Source organism: Streptosporangium sp. CA-115845, assembly GCF_050943795.1.
Taxonomy (GTDB): Bacteria; Actinomycetota; Actinomycetes; order Streptosporangiales; family Streptosporangiaceae; genus Streptosporangium.
This window is the reverse complement of the sequence record NZ_CP191988.1, coordinates 2,723,424-2,739,699: the sequence shown is the minus strand read 5'-3', so window position 1 is coordinate 2,739,699 and position 16,276 is coordinate 2,723,424. Positions and strand designations below refer to the sequence as shown.

11 protein-coding genes are annotated in these 16,276 nt (G+C 68.5%); 3 read left to right on the top strand and 8 right to left on the bottom strand.

The window, feature by feature from the left end:
• Positions 1-25: 25 nt before the first annotated feature.
• A complete protein-coding gene (locus tag ACQP0P_RS14655; protein ID WP_433376313.1) occupies positions 26-1,222 on the bottom strand; it encodes a cytochrome P450 in 1,197 nt (398 codons plus the stop codon).
• A gap of 978 nt (positions 1,223-2,200) precedes the next feature.
• Here ACQP0P_RS14655 and ACQP0P_RS14650 point away from each other — a divergent pair.
• Positions 2,201-3,499 carry a Rieske 2Fe-2S domain-containing protein gene (locus tag ACQP0P_RS14650; RefSeq protein WP_433376310.1) on the top strand — a complete coding sequence of 433 codons (1,299 nt, stop codon included), beginning with the start codon at positions 2,201-2,203 and terminating at the stop codon, positions 3,497-3,499.
• A gap of 145 nt (positions 3,500-3,644) precedes the next feature.
• On the opposite strand, the gene ACQP0P_RS14645 is transcribed toward ACQP0P_RS14650, so the two are convergent.
• Both ACQP0P_RS14645 and ACQP0P_RS14640 read right to left on the bottom strand, forming a co-directional pair.
• Positions 3,645-4,556, bottom strand: coding sequence for an IclR family transcriptional regulator (locus ACQP0P_RS14645; protein WP_433376307.1), 912 nt, complete (start codon positions 4,554-4,556; stop codon positions 3,645-3,647).
• Between the two features lie 484 nt (positions 4,557-5,040).
• The gene (locus ACQP0P_RS14640; RefSeq protein ID WP_433376304.1) at positions 5,041-6,507 is read right to left on the bottom strand and encodes an MmgE/PrpD family protein; all 1,467 of its coding nucleotides are present in this window, start codon (positions 6,505-6,507) and stop codon (positions 5,041-5,043) included.
• A gap of 628 nt (positions 6,508-7,135) precedes the next feature.
• Between ACQP0P_RS14640 and ACQP0P_RS14635 the strand changes: the two genes are divergently transcribed.
• Positions 7,136-7,534 carry an alpha/beta hydrolase fold domain-containing protein gene (locus ACQP0P_RS14635; RefSeq protein WP_433376301.1) on the top strand — a complete coding sequence of 133 codons (399 nt, stop codon included), beginning with the start codon at positions 7,136-7,138 and terminating at the stop codon, positions 7,532-7,534.
• A gap of 495 nt (positions 7,535-8,029) precedes the next feature.
• Here ACQP0P_RS14635 and ACQP0P_RS14630 read toward each other — a convergent pair whose 3' ends face one another.
• Positions 8,030-9,466 carry an aldehyde dehydrogenase family protein gene (locus ACQP0P_RS14630; protein WP_433376298.1) on the bottom strand — a complete coding sequence of 479 codons (1,437 nt, stop codon included), beginning with the start codon at positions 9,464-9,466 and terminating at the stop codon, positions 8,030-8,032.
• An 819-nt stretch (positions 9,467-10,285) separates the two neighbouring features.
• On the opposite strand from ACQP0P_RS14630, the gene ACQP0P_RS14625 reads away from it, so the two are divergent.
• Complete coding sequence (locus tag ACQP0P_RS14625; RefSeq protein ID WP_433376295.1) at positions 10,286-11,215, top strand: ABC transporter substrate-binding protein; 930 nt, start codon at positions 10,286-10,288, stop codon at positions 11,213-11,215.
• 220 nt (positions 11,216-11,435) lie between these two features.
• Here ACQP0P_RS14625 and ACQP0P_RS14620 read toward each other — a convergent pair whose 3' ends face one another.
• The 4 genes from ACQP0P_RS14620 to ACQP0P_RS14605 all read right to left on the bottom strand — a co-directional run bounded on the left by ACQP0P_RS14620 (position 11,436) and on the right by ACQP0P_RS14605 (position 15,956).
• Positions 11,436-12,626: an epoxide hydrolase family protein gene (locus ACQP0P_RS14620; RefSeq protein WP_433376292.1), complete on the bottom strand. Its 1,191-nt coding sequence runs from the start codon at positions 12,624-12,626 to the stop codon at positions 11,436-11,438.
• Positions 12,627-12,850: 224 nt separating this feature from the next.
• Positions 12,851-12,991, bottom strand: a complete 141-nt coding sequence (locus tag ACQP0P_RS14615; protein WP_433376289.1) for a hypothetical protein — start codon at positions 12,989-12,991, stop codon at positions 12,851-12,853.
• Positions 12,988-14,295 carry a Rieske 2Fe-2S domain-containing protein gene (locus ACQP0P_RS14610; RefSeq protein ID WP_433376286.1) on the bottom strand — a complete coding sequence of 436 codons (1,308 nt, stop codon included), beginning with the start codon at positions 14,293-14,295 and terminating at the stop codon, positions 12,988-12,990. Before ACQP0P_RS14610 ends, ACQP0P_RS14615 begins: the two co-directional genes overlap by 4 nt.
• 443 nt (positions 14,296-14,738) lie before the next feature.
• Positions 14,739-15,956, bottom strand: a complete 1,218-nt coding sequence (locus ACQP0P_RS14605) for an acyltransferase family protein (RefSeq protein WP_433376283.1) — start codon at positions 15,954-15,956, stop codon at positions 14,739-14,741.
• Positions 15,957-16,276 lie beyond the last annotated feature (320 nt).

The window sequence follows — 16,276 nt, the reverse complement described above, 5'->3', positions numbered from 1 at the left end:
AATCGATGGATGGGCCTCCGGCCGATCAGGCGGAGTACACGCGAGGACCGGGGGTGAACGTGACGGGGATCGTCTTGGGACCGCGGTTCAGGGGGATGTTGGTGCCGATCTCGATCTCGCCGTCCAGCTCGAAGTCGGGCATGCGGGCGAGGACCTGCTCGATGGCGACGCGCATCTCAAGACGGGCGAGGTGCTCCCCGATGCAGCGGTGGATGCCGTGCCCGAAGGCCACGTGGGGGTTACTCGGCCGGTCGATGTCGAACTTCTCGGGGTTCTCGAACTTCGCGGGGTCGAGGTTCGCCGCGCCCCACACCAGCCCCACCCGGTCGCCCTTGGAGATCGGCACACCCTCGAGCTCGAAGTCGGCGGTGGCGGTCCGGCCCATCATCTGCACCGGAGAATCCAGGCGCAGGCTCTCCTCCACGGCGGCGGAGATCAGCGAGGGGTCCTCAAGCAGGCGCTTCTTGACGTCCTGGTGAGCGCCCAGGCGCCACAGGGCGCTGCCGATCCCGTTCACCGTCGTCTCCTGGCCGGCGACGACCACGGTGACGGTCATCGCCATCGCCTTGTCGTGCCCGATGGGCACGCCGTCGATCTCAGCGTTGACGATCATCGTGAGCAGATCCTCACGGTCCTGGTCCTGCTCCGCCTCGGTCACGATCTTCTCGACGAACCGCATCAGCGCGATGTTGGCGTTCTTCTTCCCCTCCGCGTCATTCCTCGTCGCCGCGCGGTTGATGTCGTCGGTGAGCTTGACCATGATCGAGCCGTCCTCGGGCACTCCGAGAATTGCGGCGATCACCGCCGGCGGCACGTACCGCGAGATGGCGTTCAGGTCGCCCTTGCCGCTCTCGATGAAGGTGTCAATCGCCTCGTCGACCTTCCGGCGGGTGAGCTCCTCCCAGTCCGCCATCCGGTCCGGACGCAGCTCCGGCACGAGGATCCGGCGGTAGTTTCGGTGCTCCGGGGGGTCCACCTCCACCGGGATGGGGCGGAACGGCATGCCCAGAGCCGGGATCGTCGAACCCAGCCCCGAGCACAGGCGCCCGGTGTCGTTTGCGGCCTCACGTACCTGCGAATAGCCGAGGAGGGCCCAGTAGCCGCCCAGGTCCTCACTTCTGGCGACCGGTCCCCCCGCGCGCACCTCGGCATAGGCCTCCGCATGCCCATGCGCGTTGTTCACCGTGGCGATATCCAGCACCGGACACTTCTTCTCCGACATCAGAACCCTCCGCTCGTCGTCACCCGACGGCTACCATTGCGGGATTTCGCGTAAAGCTACGATTCATCGTGGTTTTAGTCAATGGGGTGAAATGAGATTTCCGCGCACCCGACTCCTTCGGACGCCCGGGAGGCACGGCAGGAGGAACGAGGGACCCCGACACGGCCGACCGAGGCGGCGACCAGGCCGTCCGCCTGCGACCGACGAATACCGCCGCGGGCGGCCTGATCGGATCCGGCACGCTCCTGTGGCACTCCGGCACCTGGCCGGACCGAACAGGGGCACCGGTGAAGTCCGAGCGGTCCAGCACGTCGGCCACAGAGCGCACTCCGAGGCACCCGGCTCGATCAATGACGCCGACCACCACCATGGTGGCGGTGGAGCCCGTCAGCCTGGAGAGATCACTTGGTGCTCGCACACACACTTCCTCGAGCGTCACGGTTCACCCTGACGAGGGATCCATGTAACTTCGTGGAAATATACGATATTTCGTAGGTTTGATGCAAGGGTTTCCGGCAGCCGTCCTCACCCACGAAGGGAGTCGACGCGACCCGGCACGCCCTCTCACCCCCCGCCCATCCGGCGAACCCGGAAAGAGCACCCTGGACCAGGCCTCCGGAATGGCGGCACAGGTGCGCCGCTTCCCCCCGTCCGAAGTCACGGGCCACCGGAGATCCCACGCGCCCGCGACAGTGTCCAACCCTTGCCCTGGCCAACGTTCAACCGTAATATCTCGCGAGATATCGTAATCCTGGCGAAACAATGCGGGGTGACAGGAGGAACGAGCGCATGGATCCGGCAGAACAGGAGCCGAGATCGGCGGAGGTCGGTCCCGCCCGGCGTGACGGCACGACCCTTGTCTCGACCCCCCGCATGGAGCCTCGCAATCTTGCCGTCAACCGCGAAACTCTGTCTAATACGCCGAAATACCGTACTAAATGTGGCTCGTAACCTAACTGTGGCGAAGGGATGTCGGACATGGACCTGATCAGTCAGAAGAAGCTGCTCATGGAGGTCGGTTCGGGCACACCGATGAATGCGTGCCTGAAGCGGTTCTGGTTGCCTATCGCGCTCTCCACGGATGTGGCCGAGAACGACGGCGACCCGATGCGCGTCCGCACACTGGGCCAGGACTATGTGCTCTTCCGGGACAGCGAGGGCCGCCTGGGCCTGCTCGACGAGCTGTGCACCCACCGCAGCGCCTCGCTGTGCCTCGGCCGTAACGAAGAGGGCGGGCTGCGCTGCCTCTACCACGGCTGGAAGTACGCCGTCGACGGCACCATCCTCGACACCCCCAACGTCCGGGACCCGCGGTTCAAGGAGCGGGTGCGTCAACCCGCCTACGCCGTGCGCGAGGCCGGCGGCATCGTCTGGGGCTACTTCGGCCCGCAGGACAAGGAGCCGCCCTTCCAGCACTACCCGTTCTTCGACCTGCCCGACGAGAACGTCGTCGTCGAACTCCTCGTCTGCTCCGCCAACTACACCCGTCTTGTCGAGGGCCTGATCGACACGACCCACACCGGTTCACTGCACCAGGACGCCCTGCGTCAACTCGCCGCCGGCGAGGGACCGGCGCCCAGCTTCGGCGGGAAGTCCCGCGTCGCGTCCGCGGGCGTGCTGGCGCAGGACCTCGCACCGGACATCGAGGTGCAGGAGACCGACTTCGGCCTCCGTTACGCCGCCATAAGCCAGCACCCGCAACCCGATGGCACGGTGCGCCGCCGGGCCAGAGTGACCGGCTTCAAGCACCCCACCTCGATCCTCATCCAGTCCGGCCACCTCGCCCAGCTGGTGCTCCCCGTGGACGACGACCGGTCCTACCTCTTCATGGTGTTCTGGGACCCTACCCGCAACATCAGGGACGGGGAGGCCCGCCAGGAGATCCGCACCTACTACGGCATCGACGACATCGCCAAGGACTTCTACGGAGCCGGGCGCGAGTTCCACGACCTGCCGGACCGTCCGAACACGTCGAACAACTGGCGGCAGGACCGCGAGGCGATGAGGAACGACAGCTTCACCGGCCTTTACCGCTTCATCCCCGAGGACTTCGCCGTCAGCGCCTCAATGGGTCCCGTGGGGCGCTTCCCAACAGAGCACCTCGTCCCCTCCGACCTTGCCATCGCCCGCTTCAGACGGCAGATGATCGACAATGCCCAACGGGTCCAGAAGGGCGAGGATCCCAGGGGTCTCGCCCCCAAGGAACAGCCGCGACCGGCGCAGTACGACATTCCCGAGGGTGAGGACTGGCGCGATCACTACACCCGCACCGACTGACCGACGCCCCCGCTCGCGCTTCGAAGGCCATCGCACCGCCCGTGCCAACGCCCGCGAGCGAGCCTGGGGCATGGCCGGACCGGCGCCCGGAAACGTTTCGGGACCGGGCTCGACGGCGGTTCGATCGTGCCGGGGAACGGGCCGGTCAGGAGGTGCGTCCGAAGACGGTGTCCCTGACCTCGAAAAGGATCTGGCGTAACTCGTCCTGGTTGGACTGCACCCGGTCGGTGGGGCCGATGATGCCCAGACCGACGACGTCGTCTCCGACCCGGTCTGAAACGGCGAACGAACTGACACCGACCGTGCCCTCGTCGAGGGCCTGATACCAGCCGAGTTCCCGGTGCTTGCGAATCTCGTCCTCAAGCTCTCGCGGCTCGGTCTTCGTCCGGTCCGTGAGCCTGGTCAACGCCTTCAGCCTCAGCATCCGACTCATCTCATGGTCGTCGAGGCCGCCCAGCAGCGCCTTGCCGATCGCGGTGCCGTGGATGGTGAAGGTGTCCCCCACACCGATCACATAGCGCAGGCGGTGCCCTCCCTCCGAGACCGCGATCACCTTGATGCGGTTGCCGGCGAGCACCGCGCAACACGCGGTCTCGCCCGACCGCTGTGCGAGCAGCCCGCTCGCCTCGGCCCCGAACGCCGAGAGGGGATCATTCTCGGCGATCACCGTGGCGACGGCCAACAGCCGGCCGGTCGGGTAGAAGCGGCGCGTCGTCGCGGTACGGCTCACGTAACCGAGCTCGTGCAGCGTATTGAGCAGATCGGAACTGCTGCTCTCCGGAATGTCGAGCAGCCGGGCCACTTCGGATTTGGTGAGCTCGCGCCGTTCACGCCCGAAGACCTCGAAAAGCGCCATCGCCCGGGCGGCGGCGGGCACAGTCGCGCTATTGGCCTCCACCGGACCGCCACGTGGCCGCCGCCCGCGCCGTGCCAGCGAGGCGGTCTCTGCCGACGGGGCCGGTTCCACAGCCTTCGCCATCGGAATCCCTTCCATGTGTCGCAACCGCGGACCGCTGTGCGACATCCATATACAAGGCCTTGCCAGTCGGAAACACACCGATCGATCACTCAATGTCGCGCGTGGCGCGGGTGGTCGGCCGAGCCCCGGAAACACCCGCCCGACACCGGTCGATCAGCGGAAACATTCAGCGGGTCATCATCGGATATGAGGAGACGACAAGATCGCGCACCGGCCATACCCAGGATGATGGAATCCAGATCAAGAATACCGTGGCAAAGGCCTTGCCCGTCGGGAGTCCGTCGATCAAAACGCTCCCAACGCTTGACCTTCGGCCGGTGGACCCCCTCCCCACCGGCGCCGACCGCGAGCGGCTTTCCTGCCTCGACAACCGCGATTCAGGTCATCGCCGCTACGAGCGATGCCGACGAAACCGCGTCGACCCGGCCTGGCGGGTTGACGCCGGACACACTCCCCTGACGCGTCTCCGCGGCGTCGATCGGTTACGTGCCGGATCACGGCCCCCCGACGCGTCGGCAGGGCATCGTCGCCACCGTACCCGGAGTGCACTCCCGCGGGCAGGTCAGGCCCGCACCGTGAGAGCGGCGACGAACTTCTCCAGGTTCTTCAGCCGTTCCAGTTCGTTGCCGAGCGCGAGGGCCCGCTCGCTCCGTTCCTCGCCGAGGGCGTCGATGGTGTAACGGCGAAACTTGTCGGCGATGTCCGCGTCGGTGATCCGGGTCTCCGGTGTGTAGGAATCCCCGCGGGCATAGTCGGCGCTGCGGGTGAAGCGCCGCCCCCCGGCCTCGACCGTGACCGTCGTGCACATCCTGACGCTGTGACCGTACCGGGTGAGGTCCTCCTTCGCCGCCTGCGCGGCCCGGGGCTCCACCCCGACGTCAACCTTGGCCGAGAAGCGCCGGATGGCGGGGGCGGAGCGGGTTTCGGGCCTGTGCCACCCCGGACCGGGAGGGCCGGCCAGCGCCGCGCACGCGAGCAGGTACGGCAGGCTGAAGCAGCCGTCGACCATGGACTCGACGGTCGGGTCGTTCATGTGCTTGGCGATCGCGCTGCCGGGCACCAGCGCCTCGACACGCTCGATTTCGTCGGCGGTCAGGCCCTCGTCGCGGAGGATGTCCAGGAAGACGTCGATGGCCGGGTTGAGGAATCGACAGCCGGGATAGTCCTTGTAGGACGCCTCATCGACCAGCCAGCGAGTGCCGATCCCGTCGGTGAGCGCCGTCCAGTCGCAGTCCGGCGAGCCGGCCATGCGCCAGAGCCCGCGCTCGCCGTCGAGCACCGTCGTATCCGCGGTGAACCCCCGCTGGGCCAGGAGTGCCGCCATGAGTCCCCCCTGGGCCATCTCGCCGTACAGGCCGTACTTGGTCATCGGGCGGGGAAGGTCGAGGCCGAACTTCCCCGACGTCGGCAATGGTGCGGCGGCGGCGGCGAGACCGAAGGCGTGCCGCATCCCCATGGTGTCGAGGCCCAGCAGCCGGCCGCTCGCGACCGCGGCGGCGAAGCCGGTCCAGCCGTACCCGGTGACGGGGGCGAACGTGAACGACCCGGCGGGGGTGACGACCAGGCCGCGCAGGGAGAGTCCGATGCGTCCGGCCACTTCGTAGCCGAGGGCGATCGCGGCGAGGGTGTCCAAGCCCGAGCTGCCGACGCGCTCGGCGACCGCCAGCGCCGGTGCGACGGTGGAGGCGGCGATGTGGGCGCTGTAGTTGAGCGTGTCGTCGGCATCGATCGCGTTGGACAGGTGCGCGTTGACGTACGCCGCCGCCGGGGCCGGCAGTCTGGCACCACCGACCAGGACCGTCGCCTCCTGCCGACCTCCCTGTTCCTCCACGAGCTCACGAATGATCCGGCTCGACGGCAGATCCCATCCGGCGACGGCGCACGCGACGGTGTCCAGCAGGAGGCGTCGAGCTCCTTCGAGCGCGACCGGCGGCAGGTCCGCGGCGCTGGTTTCTGCGGCGAAACGGGCGAGTTGCACGGTCGGTCCGCTCGGGTCCCCGGCGGCGGCTTGCGGCTTTAGTTCCGACATACCGTTATACATTACGGCCAGCCGTATTATTTGGCTAGGCTGCACTTGTGCGACCGACACCCCGGGGCACCCCGGTCTCGCGCGCGGACGACGACGGCGCAGGCGAGCGACCTTTCGCCCCCGGCCGGACTTTCACGCCTACCGTGCCACCCCGCACGCTCGCGACGGACCGAGGGCGACGGGCATTCACCGAAGGCGCGACCGCTCGCCGCGCCGGACGGCAGCCCCTCGCAGAGCATCCTTGACATTGGCCACATTAACGAAATGCCGCACATTACTGCGGAGATTCGCAATATTTGCCTAGCCGCCGCTGGCGGCTCCCCGCTGTGGATGAGTACGACTTCCACCGCGACGCCGGCGGCGGCCCGATCCTTGACCCGTTCCCGTTGAGGCGTTCCCGCAAGGGCCGTGGCGCGAATGCGCACCGCGACCCGATGGATCCGCCTCGCTTCGAGCGAGTCAACGCCGGGGCGAAAGGGAAGATCGTGATTCTCTCGGCTCGCCTCGGGGCCAGGAACTGGCGCGGCCTTGTCGGCCAGTGCTTACTTGTGCCTGCGGTTGTGCCTGGATGTGCCCGGCCCGCGTTGCTTGCATAGGTCACGTAACTCCAAGCCTCCCGGAAGTGATCATGAACAAACCCGTTCTGGAGCCGAACGCTCACACGCACGACCGACTGGTGCGCGAGTTGGCGGTCGGAGCCGGGGCGGCCGTGGTGTTCCCCGAGTACGACCTGTCGCCCGAGCACCGCTACCCGGTGGCGATCGAGCAGAACCGGACGATCGCGCAATGGGTCGTGGCCGCGGGCCGGGCCAAGGGACTGGCCCCTGAGCTGATCGCGGTGGCGGGCGACTCGGTCGGCGGCAATATGAGCGCGGCGCTGACGCTGATGGTCAGGGAGCGCGGCGGGATCGCCCTGCGCCGGCAGGTGCTGTTTTACCCGGTGACCGACGCGGCAGTTCGCCACCGGCTACTTCCTGCGCCGCGACGCACCTGGCCGGCCTGGGCGACGACGGCGGCAACGATCTGATCGTCTCCACCGTGATCCGCACCGGCGAGGCGCGGACCTGGTTCCTCACCGAGTACCCGCAGACGAGCACGCGTGCTCCGCGTCCTCGGCCGGCGGGAGGTTGTTCAGCGGCTGGGCGATCCGCAGCAACCGACCGGCACGCAGGTTGTCGTGAATCCGCCTGGGACAGGTGTGCCACCTCCGGCGCACTGCGAAACACCTCGTGTCGCTCGCGGGCGGATTCGGCGATGGCCAGGCAGGTCCGGACGGTCTCCCGCCCGAACTCGCCGTCATGGAACGCGGCATTGAAAAGTGCCTTCGATCCGATCGGATCGAAGGCACTTTTCACATTCGGGCCCTGCCGCGCCCCACCCCCGGGTCTCGGTATGGCGGACGGTGCCGGCCCGTCCGTCACCGCCGTTCTCATCGAGAGATCGAGGCGGCAGGGAGTGTCCTGTGCGTCCTGCGCCTACCACGGTCGTCACCGCGATCCACAGGACACGCCCTGACGTCTGCCTAACGCGCGGAGCCGGGCAGAGTGATCGCGTGTCCTTCGGTGAAGCCCTCAAGCCCCGCCCGGTTGGCGCCACCACGCCCCACGCTGCTCCGCTTCACGCCGCCCCACGGCGCCCGGCCGTCGATGCCGGGGCCGCCGTGCATGTTGATCCAGGTCATGCCCGCCTCTATCCGGCGCGCCAGCGCGACCGCCCGGTCCACGTCACTCGACCACACCGAACTGCCCAGCCCGAACTCGGAGTCGTTGGCCATCGCGACCGCCTCGTCCAGGGAGTCGTAGCCGATCACCGGCAGGGTGGGGCCGAACTGCTCCTCACGGACCACCGCGGCCGCGTTGGTCACCCCGGACACCAGCGTGGGAAGCAGGAAGTGGCCCCTCTCCGGGTCGTCGACGAGCGTGCCGTACTCGTCCACCCGGAAGCCGGCCGCCCGCGACTCCTCCACCAGGCGCGCCACCCGGGCGCGGATGGCCGCGGTGTGCAGCGGGCCCATGGTCACCTCGGGCCGCATGCCGTCGCCGACGACCGTGGAGCCCAGCACCGCGCCCAGCCCTTCGACGACCTCGCCGACACGGGCGGCGGGGACGTACAGCCGCTTCAGCGCGATGCACGCCTGCCCGCCGAACGGGAACGCCGCGGTGACGAGCCGCTGGTAGATCGACGCGTCGTCCAGGGCGTCGTCCAGCACGATGGCGGGGTCGTTGCCCCCGAGTTCGAGAGTGATCGTCGTGTTCGTCGCCGCCGCCTCCTGTGCGACGAGTGCGCCGATTGCCGGGCTTCCGGTGAAGTGGACGTGACGCACCAGCGGATGTTCGACGAGCGCCTGGGCCACCTTCGTGTCGGGCGAGGAGATCAGCGACAGCACTCCGTCGGGAAGCGCGGCGGCGAGCTGGCCGAAGAGCTTCATGACCGTCAGCGGCGCGGTCACCGGCACGTGGGCGACCACCGAGTTGCCGGCCAGCAGCGCCGGGGCGATGGTGATGACGCTCATGCCGATGGGCACGTTCCACGGGGCGAGGATACCGACCACACCGAACGGGTCACGGTAGATCCGCGTGCGATGCATCCCCGAGTCGCCCAGATCCTCACCTTCTGCCAGCCAGGTCAGGTGCTCCCCGAGAAATTTGACCGGGTAGTCGAGGTACTTCAGCTCCCGGGTGGAGTCCACCAGCACCTTGCCGTGCTCGCGGGTGAGCAGCCGATCCGTGTCCGCGATGTCGAGAGTGGTCACCACGCCTTCGATCATTTCGAAACGCCGCGCGGGCGTCAGCGCGGCCCAGGCGCGCTGCGCGTCGTGCGCCGCGCGAACCACGGCGTCGACGTCGGCCACCGACATCCGGGGAATCGTCCCGACCACCTCATCGGTGCACGCGGGGTTGTACACGTTGACGACCCCGTCGGTCGACAGCTTCACGGGGGTGACAAGCTCTACGTTCACCGGGTCCACGTTGGCTACTCCCTAACACCCAATAATTTCCGCTGAAGACCAGGCTCCACCCGCGACCCGGCTCACCGACCCGCGATGCCCGGGAGCCTCCGTCGGCCGAGCAACCGGGGGGCACACCGCATGCCGAGCCCGCGTGGGGGATCCGGCACTCGCACAATCGCCTCCATGACCGGGGGCTCCAGCCTAAACAGCATTTCATCGCTATTTCGGCACATATTACGGTAGGCCGTGATTCAAGGCAAGAGTCCACAGCAGGCCCCGGCGGTCCGCCTCTCCGGGTACGACCGCGGAACCACCTTCGCCAATTGACTTATCATTACGACCTTCCGCATACTTTTACGAAACCTCGTAGCAAAAGATGAGCCGGGCCGCATCGTTCGCCGGGCTGACGAACTACGGCCCCGCCACGGTCCGGGACTTCGTGCCCGATCTGTTCCCGATGCCCTGACCGGCACGGCCGATCCGGCGACGGCGTCGCACTACCGGCGGGGCGCCGTCGACCCCACCGCCACACCTGCCGAAGCGACAGGGTCAGGGCCGCCGGGAACGCCCTATACCCCCGAGAAAGGTACGTTCGTCATGTTGCTCAGCACTTCGCTCCGTCTGAGGGGCAGAGCCGACGTCGGCCAAAGCCGCTCTCACAGGATGCCCAGGGCGGTCACGTCGCGTAGATCGTTGGCTGCGGCCGCGATGTCGATGACCGTGGCGTTGCTCTCCGCCGCATGCGGCGGAGGCGGCGACACGGGTGACGGCGGGACAGCCGCCGCGTTCCCGTCCGTGAACGCGGCCGACCCGCTGGCACCTGTGCCGATGAAAGTGCCCAAGACCGTCCGGGTGGCAGTGACCAGCGGCGCCCTGTCCTATGGTGCGCTGTTCGCCGCCAACGGCCTCGGCGAGTTCAAGAAGGAGAATCTCACGGTCGACGTCCAGGTCCTCCCCGCCCAGGACGCTCACGTGCTGCTCGACCAGGGGCGCATCGACGTGGCCGTCACCATTCCGACCCCCGGTGTTCTCAACCTGACCTCCGGGGGCGCCGGGGCGCGCGTGGTCTTTTCCGGCGGTGGACGCCAGGAGAGCAGTACCCAAGGCTGGTACATCAACAAGAAGTCCCTCGGTTCCAACGGCACGTTCGAGGCGGCCGACGTGAAGGGCGTTTCCCTGGGAGTGCCCACCGGAAGGGCCTCCGGCGCGCTGGGCCTGTTCTTCGCGAAGATCCGCGCTGCGGGCGTGGACCTCAAGCCGGACGACATCAAGTTCGAGAACCTCGCCGGCCCGGACATCGCCGGCGCGCTGGAGCGGGGCGCCGTCGACGTCGGCTATGCCTCGAATCCGTTCAACGACGTCATCGTCAAAAGCGGATGCTGCGAGATCATGCCCGGCCTGATCTCCAGCAGGGCGAGCGTCCACTACTGGTTCTCCGACGGATTGCGCACGCAGAACCCCGATGTCGGCCTGGCCTTCGTCCGGGCCCTGGCCCGCACCACGCGGACCTATCTGCAGGGTGATTTCCGGGCCGAGGACAAGGTCGTGAGCGCGTTGGCGGCGGGTTCCGGCACCGATGCCGACGTCGTCCGCAAGCTCGAACCGAACAAGTTCGGGACAGACCTCGACGGAGTGCCCGAGGAGATCGCCTCCTACCAGAGCTGGTACCTCGAAACGGACGCGTTGTCCTACAGCAGTCCTCTAACGGCAGACCAGATCATCGACCGGCGCTTCGTCGACGCGCTCAAGCTGAAGTAGAAATCCGAGTCACGCGTACCAAGAGGAACGGCGCGATGCCCACGCAACGCCGGCGCGTGAGCGGGACCAGCGGCGGTGGGCCGTGGCGCGCTCACCCGCCCGCCTGCGATATCCCCGGGACCGCCGCGCACGAGCCTCCCCGCGCGAACCGTCGCATCCCCGGTGCGACATCGCCCTGCCGGTTCCCCAACGGGACCGGCAGGGCGATCGATCTGTTCCGTCAGGAGACCGCAAGCACGGCGCGGAATCGGCGAAGATCCTCGGCGAAGGTCTCCGGCTGCTCGAATGCGGCGAAATGCCCGCCGTGCGGCGCCTCGTACCAGTGCGCGACAGGGAAGCGGCGTTCCATCCACGCCCGCGGCGACTTGACGATCTCGCCGGGATAGATCGCCACTCCGGTCGGGACTGCGACCGGCCCGGCCGCACCCTCGCCGCGGCCCTGCGCGAGCGTCTGCTCCCGGTAGAGCCGGGCCGCCGAGGCGATCGTGCCGGTGAACCAGTACAGCGACAGGTTCGTGAGGAAGGCGTCCCACGACACCGCGTTCCTGATGTCCCGGCGCCCGTCTCGCTCGCAGTCGGTCCACACGTGGAACTTGTCGAGCACCCACGCGCACCATCCCGTCGGCGAATCGGTGAGCGCGTACGCCGCGGTCTGCGGCCGCGTGCTCTGGATCGCGTGGTAGCCCAGACCGTTCGCGGCGTGGTCGGCGTTGGCCTCCATCCACGGCTTCTCGTGCTCGGCCACGAGCGACATCGGGTCGGCCTCGCCCGGCGGGGGGAACGGCTGGGCGATGCTCAGATGCAGCCCGACGACGTGGTCGGGATGGCCGGCGGCGAGGTGACAGGCGATGAGGCTGCCCCAGTCCCCGCCCTGCACGATGTAGCGGTCGTAGCCCAGCTCGGCCATCAGTCTCGCGAAGCGGCCGGCCATCGCGCGCGGGGACATCCCGGGAGCCGTCGCCGGGGCAGACCCGCCGTACCCCTGCAATGACGGCGCGACGACGTGGAAGGCGTCCTCCTTCCGGCCGCCGAAGCGTTCCGGCTCGCTCAGGCGGGGGATGGTGTCCAGGAACTCCACGATCGACCCCGGCCAGCCGTGCAGCAGGAGCAGCGGCATCGCGTCGTCATTCGCCGCGCGGGCATGCAGGTGGTGCACGTCGAGGCCGTCGACGTCGGTCAGGAACTGCGGAATCTCGTTGAGGCGCCGCTCGGCGGCGGCGAAGTCGAACCCGTCGCGCCAGTAGTCGACGAGTTCGCGCAGGTAGCCGAGGTCGGTCCCGTAGGACCAGCCCGGCGCGTCCAGTTCGTCGGGCCAGCGGGTGAGCTCCAGCCGCCGTCGGAGGTCCTCGACGGCCTCCTTGGCGAACGTGAAGCGGAACGGCCGGGCCACCGGTGATGTTGTCATCGGCATCTCTGTTTCTTTCGCGCTGAAGTGTGATCGCAGACGTGTGTTTCGTATCGATGCCAGGCAGGATCGGGGCGCTCGGCGGTGAGCCACGGATGCGGCCAGAACAGCGCTGAGCCCTGCCGCGGAGACACCCGCACCACCCGGCCGCGCCCGGTGCGACGGCGCTGGCGCAGGGCGGCGCCGTACAGCGGCGGGGCGAACGCCACCTGGGTCGGCCGGTCGCCGACCTACTCGAAGACGAAGCCGGTGCGGGCCCGGACCAGCAGGTCGGTGGCCGGGGTGGGGTCGTCCGTTGTTGGAAGCCCGTTCCCGGCGTCCGGGATCCGGAGCCGTGAAATCGGCAGGGCGCGTCTTTCGACGACGGTCACACCCCGCTCCAGCCTGTCTCCGCGAAGTGGTCCTGCCATGACCGGCCGTCCTCGAGCACCAGGTAGTCCCCTCGGGGTTGCTGCTTGGCGTTCAGGCCGAGCGGCGCCTCTCGCCTGGCGACGCGCTGCGCGTTGTCGATCAGCCGGCGACGGAATCTTGCGATCGCCAGGTCGGCGGGGACCAGGTGCTCGATCGGGTACAGCTCCATCGGGCCCATCGACGCGGACACACCGAAGTCCTCGGGGATGAACCGCTGCATGCCCGTGAAGCTCCCGTTGCGCATCGCCTCCCGGTCCTGGCCCCAGTTGTTCTCCCTGGAGGGCCGGCCGGGCAGATCGTGGAACTCACGGCCGAGACCCCACTTGTCCATGCCGACATCGTCGATGCCGTAGTAGGCCCGCACCTCGTCGCGCGCCTCGCCGACGCCGATCTGCCGTACCGGGTCCCAGAAGATCATGAAGAAGTGCGACCGGTCGTTGTCGACCGGCAGCGTGATCTGCATGAGGTGGTCCGGCGGGACGAAGATGGTCGTCGGGAAGGCGTAGCTGGTGATCCGGGCCGCGCGCGTCTCGGTGCCGTCCTCGTTGTTGACGGTGCGGATCGCCGCGTACCGCAGGCCGAAGTCGGTCTCCTGCACCTCGATGTCCGGTGCGAGGTTCTTGGCGAGGACGGCGCCCGTCGACGCACGCGTCCGGCCGCCGAGCATCGGCGCCGGACCGTTGCCGGTGTCGAGCTTCTTCAGCGCGTCCTGGTGCAGCACGCCGGTGTGCGAGGAGTCGAGCAGGCCTTCGACCACGCGGGTGTAGTTCGCCGACGCGACGACGAGCTCGACGACGACGTTTTCCGCAGGGAGATCGAAGAACGGGTAGTGCGGCAGCGTGGGCTCGGCCTCCGGGGGACCGAAGTATCCCCAGACGATGCCGCCGGCCTCGCGCACGCCGTAGGCGGGCTGGCGGACGCGCTGCTTGAACCGCTCGTCCCGGACGTTGGGCGTGTCAAGAACGGTGCCGTCGACCGCGAACTTCCAGCCGTGATAGAGGCACCGCAGGCCGCCCTCCTCGTTGCGGCCAAGGCACAGCGAGGCGCTCCGGTGTGTGCACAGCTCGTCCAGGATGCCGAGGCGGCCCTCGGAGTCGCGGAAGACGACGTAGTCGTTTCCGAGCACCCGGATCCGCATGGGATCGCCGTCCGCGGCCACATCGCGCGTCAGGCACACAGGGAGCCAGAAGCGGCGCATCAGCTCGTGCATCGCCGATCCAGGCGACACGTCCATGAGCAACTTCTTCTGCTCGATCGGGTTCATACGACCCCTTTCGCGCATCGCATTATTCCGGTATTTCGTCAAAACCTACGGCATACCGCCCAGCAGGACAAGAGGATCATCTCGACCCCGCCCAAGCGGACGCCTCCATGGCCATTGACCACCAATTCCGACACTCCGCATAGTTATGCGAAATCTCGCAATGACGAGCCTATGAAACTTCTCCACGTTCGAGGGCACACCCGAGGAGATCCGGGCACCGGCCGAGGGCCGGGCCTGGTTCTCCTCGGAGAGCGACGGGCTGTTCCGCAACCTCGGACCCGCCCCGGAGGGCGCCCACCTGGCCGAGCCGACCGTGGAGGACGGTTACCTACTGCTCGGCGGGGGCACCGTCGTCAGGGCACCCGACCTCGACTCCGGCCTGCGCGACGGCGAGTGATCCGGAGCACGGGAGGGACATGACCGCGGTGGCCGTGGACGGTCCGCTATCCACGCATCCCGAACAGGAACCGGGTCACCCGCGTGCGGCGCACCAGCAGGTCGTAGGCGGCCACGGTCAGGGCGAGCGAGGTCGCGACGATCACAAGGTACTTGACCACGATCGGCGCGTCCCAGCCGACCACGCCGTACGCGACCGCGACGACGACCGGCTGGTGCAGGACGTACAGCGGCAACGCGGCGACGGCCAGATAGCCGTACAGCCGCCGTCCGGCACCGTCCGGGGTGCTCCGCGCCGCGGCCGGTGCCGGACGGCGGCGGTCGAGAAGTCCCAGGATCGCGACCAGCCAACACCACCCCGCCATGCCGTACAGCGTGCGGACGCCGATCGCGAGCACGGTCAGGTCCGTGAAGGGATCGGCGCCGGGGGTGTCGCCCGCGACCAGGAAACCCGGCATGCCGCTCAGGAACAGGACCAGGCCGAGCACGGCGGCCGGCACCGCGTCGCGGCGCATCGCCGCCCGGAACCGCTCGTCGGCGGCGAGCACGAACCCGTACAGGAAGAACAGCAGGTACGCCCAGCGGCTCCACGCGGCGAACCCCTCCTCCAGGCCGGCCAGCGCGCTGACCACCGCGACCGGGACACCCGGCAGCAGCACCGCTCCGCGCCGCCGCACCGACGTGGCCAGCCGGTCACGGATCCGCCGGCCGAGGTCGCGGGGAAACCAGCGGACCAGCGGCGCCAGCAGCAGCGAGAACGCGAGCAGCATCAGCACGAACCACAGGTGCCCCACCTCGAAGTGCTCGCCCTGGATGACGAAGGGGAACTCCGCCAGGTCCAGGCGCACGTCGAAGAAGCGCGGCAGGAACCGCAGGTACGACTCGTGGTACGCAGGGTCGGCCCGCAGCCGCAGCCACTGCGGCACCGGGATGATGGTGAGCGTCGCGAACACCAGCGGCACGCCGAGCCGCAGCAGCCGCTCCGCGGCGAATCCGGCGGGATCGCGCCGGCGCAGTGAGTGCCACGAGCCGAGACCGGCGATGAGGAAGAGCATCGGCATCGCCCACACCACGCCGAGACCGGCGGCGATCGTGGTCACGCCGGTGGTCTCGGCGTTCTTCACGTAGTAGTCGTCGCGGGTGTCGAACACCAGCGCCGAGTGGAAGAACACCAGCCCGACCACCACCAGGGTGCGGATCGCGTCCAACTCCGGCCGCCGCCCCGGTCGCGCCCCCTCGGAGCCTTCGATACGTGCCGTCGTCATCCCGCCTCCGCCGCTGTGCGCGCCAGAACCAGTCTCGTTCCTGCCCGCCGACCGCGCCACCCCGTTCAGGCCCGGGAGAACGGCGACCGGTGGTCGGGAGTAACCTCGTGAAACCTCCGCGCCGACCCGTCTCCTTGATCTTGGCCAGCACGCGGGGCCGCATCCTGCGCCGATAGGTCGCCACGTAGCGCAGCACCCCCCAGTGGATGCGGTTGTAGATCCCGCTGTCCCGGTCCTGGCCGTGGCCGTGCCTGAGCTGACGGGAGAAGACTCCCCACAGCGCCACGACGGTGGGCACGTCCATCAGGATCACGGTGTCG

Coding starts and splice junctions, on each gene's coding strand:
- ACQP0P_RS14655 (WP_433376313.1), bottom strand. CDS start 1,222: ATGTCGGAGAAGAAGTGTCCGGTGCTGGATATCGCCACGGTGAACAAC.
- ACQP0P_RS14650 (WP_433376310.1), top strand. CDS start 2,201: ATGGACCTGATCAGTCAGAAGAAGCTGCTCATGGAGGTCGGTTCGGGC.
- ACQP0P_RS14640 (WP_433376304.1), bottom strand. CDS start 6,507: ATGTCGGAACTAAAGCCGCAAGCCGCCGCCGGGGACCCGAGCGGACCG.
- ACQP0P_RS14635 (WP_433376301.1), top strand. CDS start 7,136: ATGAACAAACCCGTTCTGGAGCCGAACGCTCACACGCACGACCGACTG.
- ACQP0P_RS14625 (WP_433376295.1), top strand. CDS start 10,286: ATGAAAGTGCCCAAGACCGTCCGGGTGGCAGTGACCAGCGGCGCCCTG.
- ACQP0P_RS14620 (WP_433376292.1), bottom strand. CDS start 12,626: ATGCCGATGACAACATCACCGGTGGCCCGGCCGTTCCGCTTCACGTTC.
- ACQP0P_RS14610 (WP_433376286.1), bottom strand. CDS start 14,295: ATGAACCCGATCGAGCAGAAGAAGTTGCTCATGGACGTGTCGCCTGGA.
- ACQP0P_RS14605 (WP_433376283.1), bottom strand. CDS start 15,956: ATGACGACGGCACGTATCGAAGGCTCCGAGGGGGCGCGACCGGGGCGG.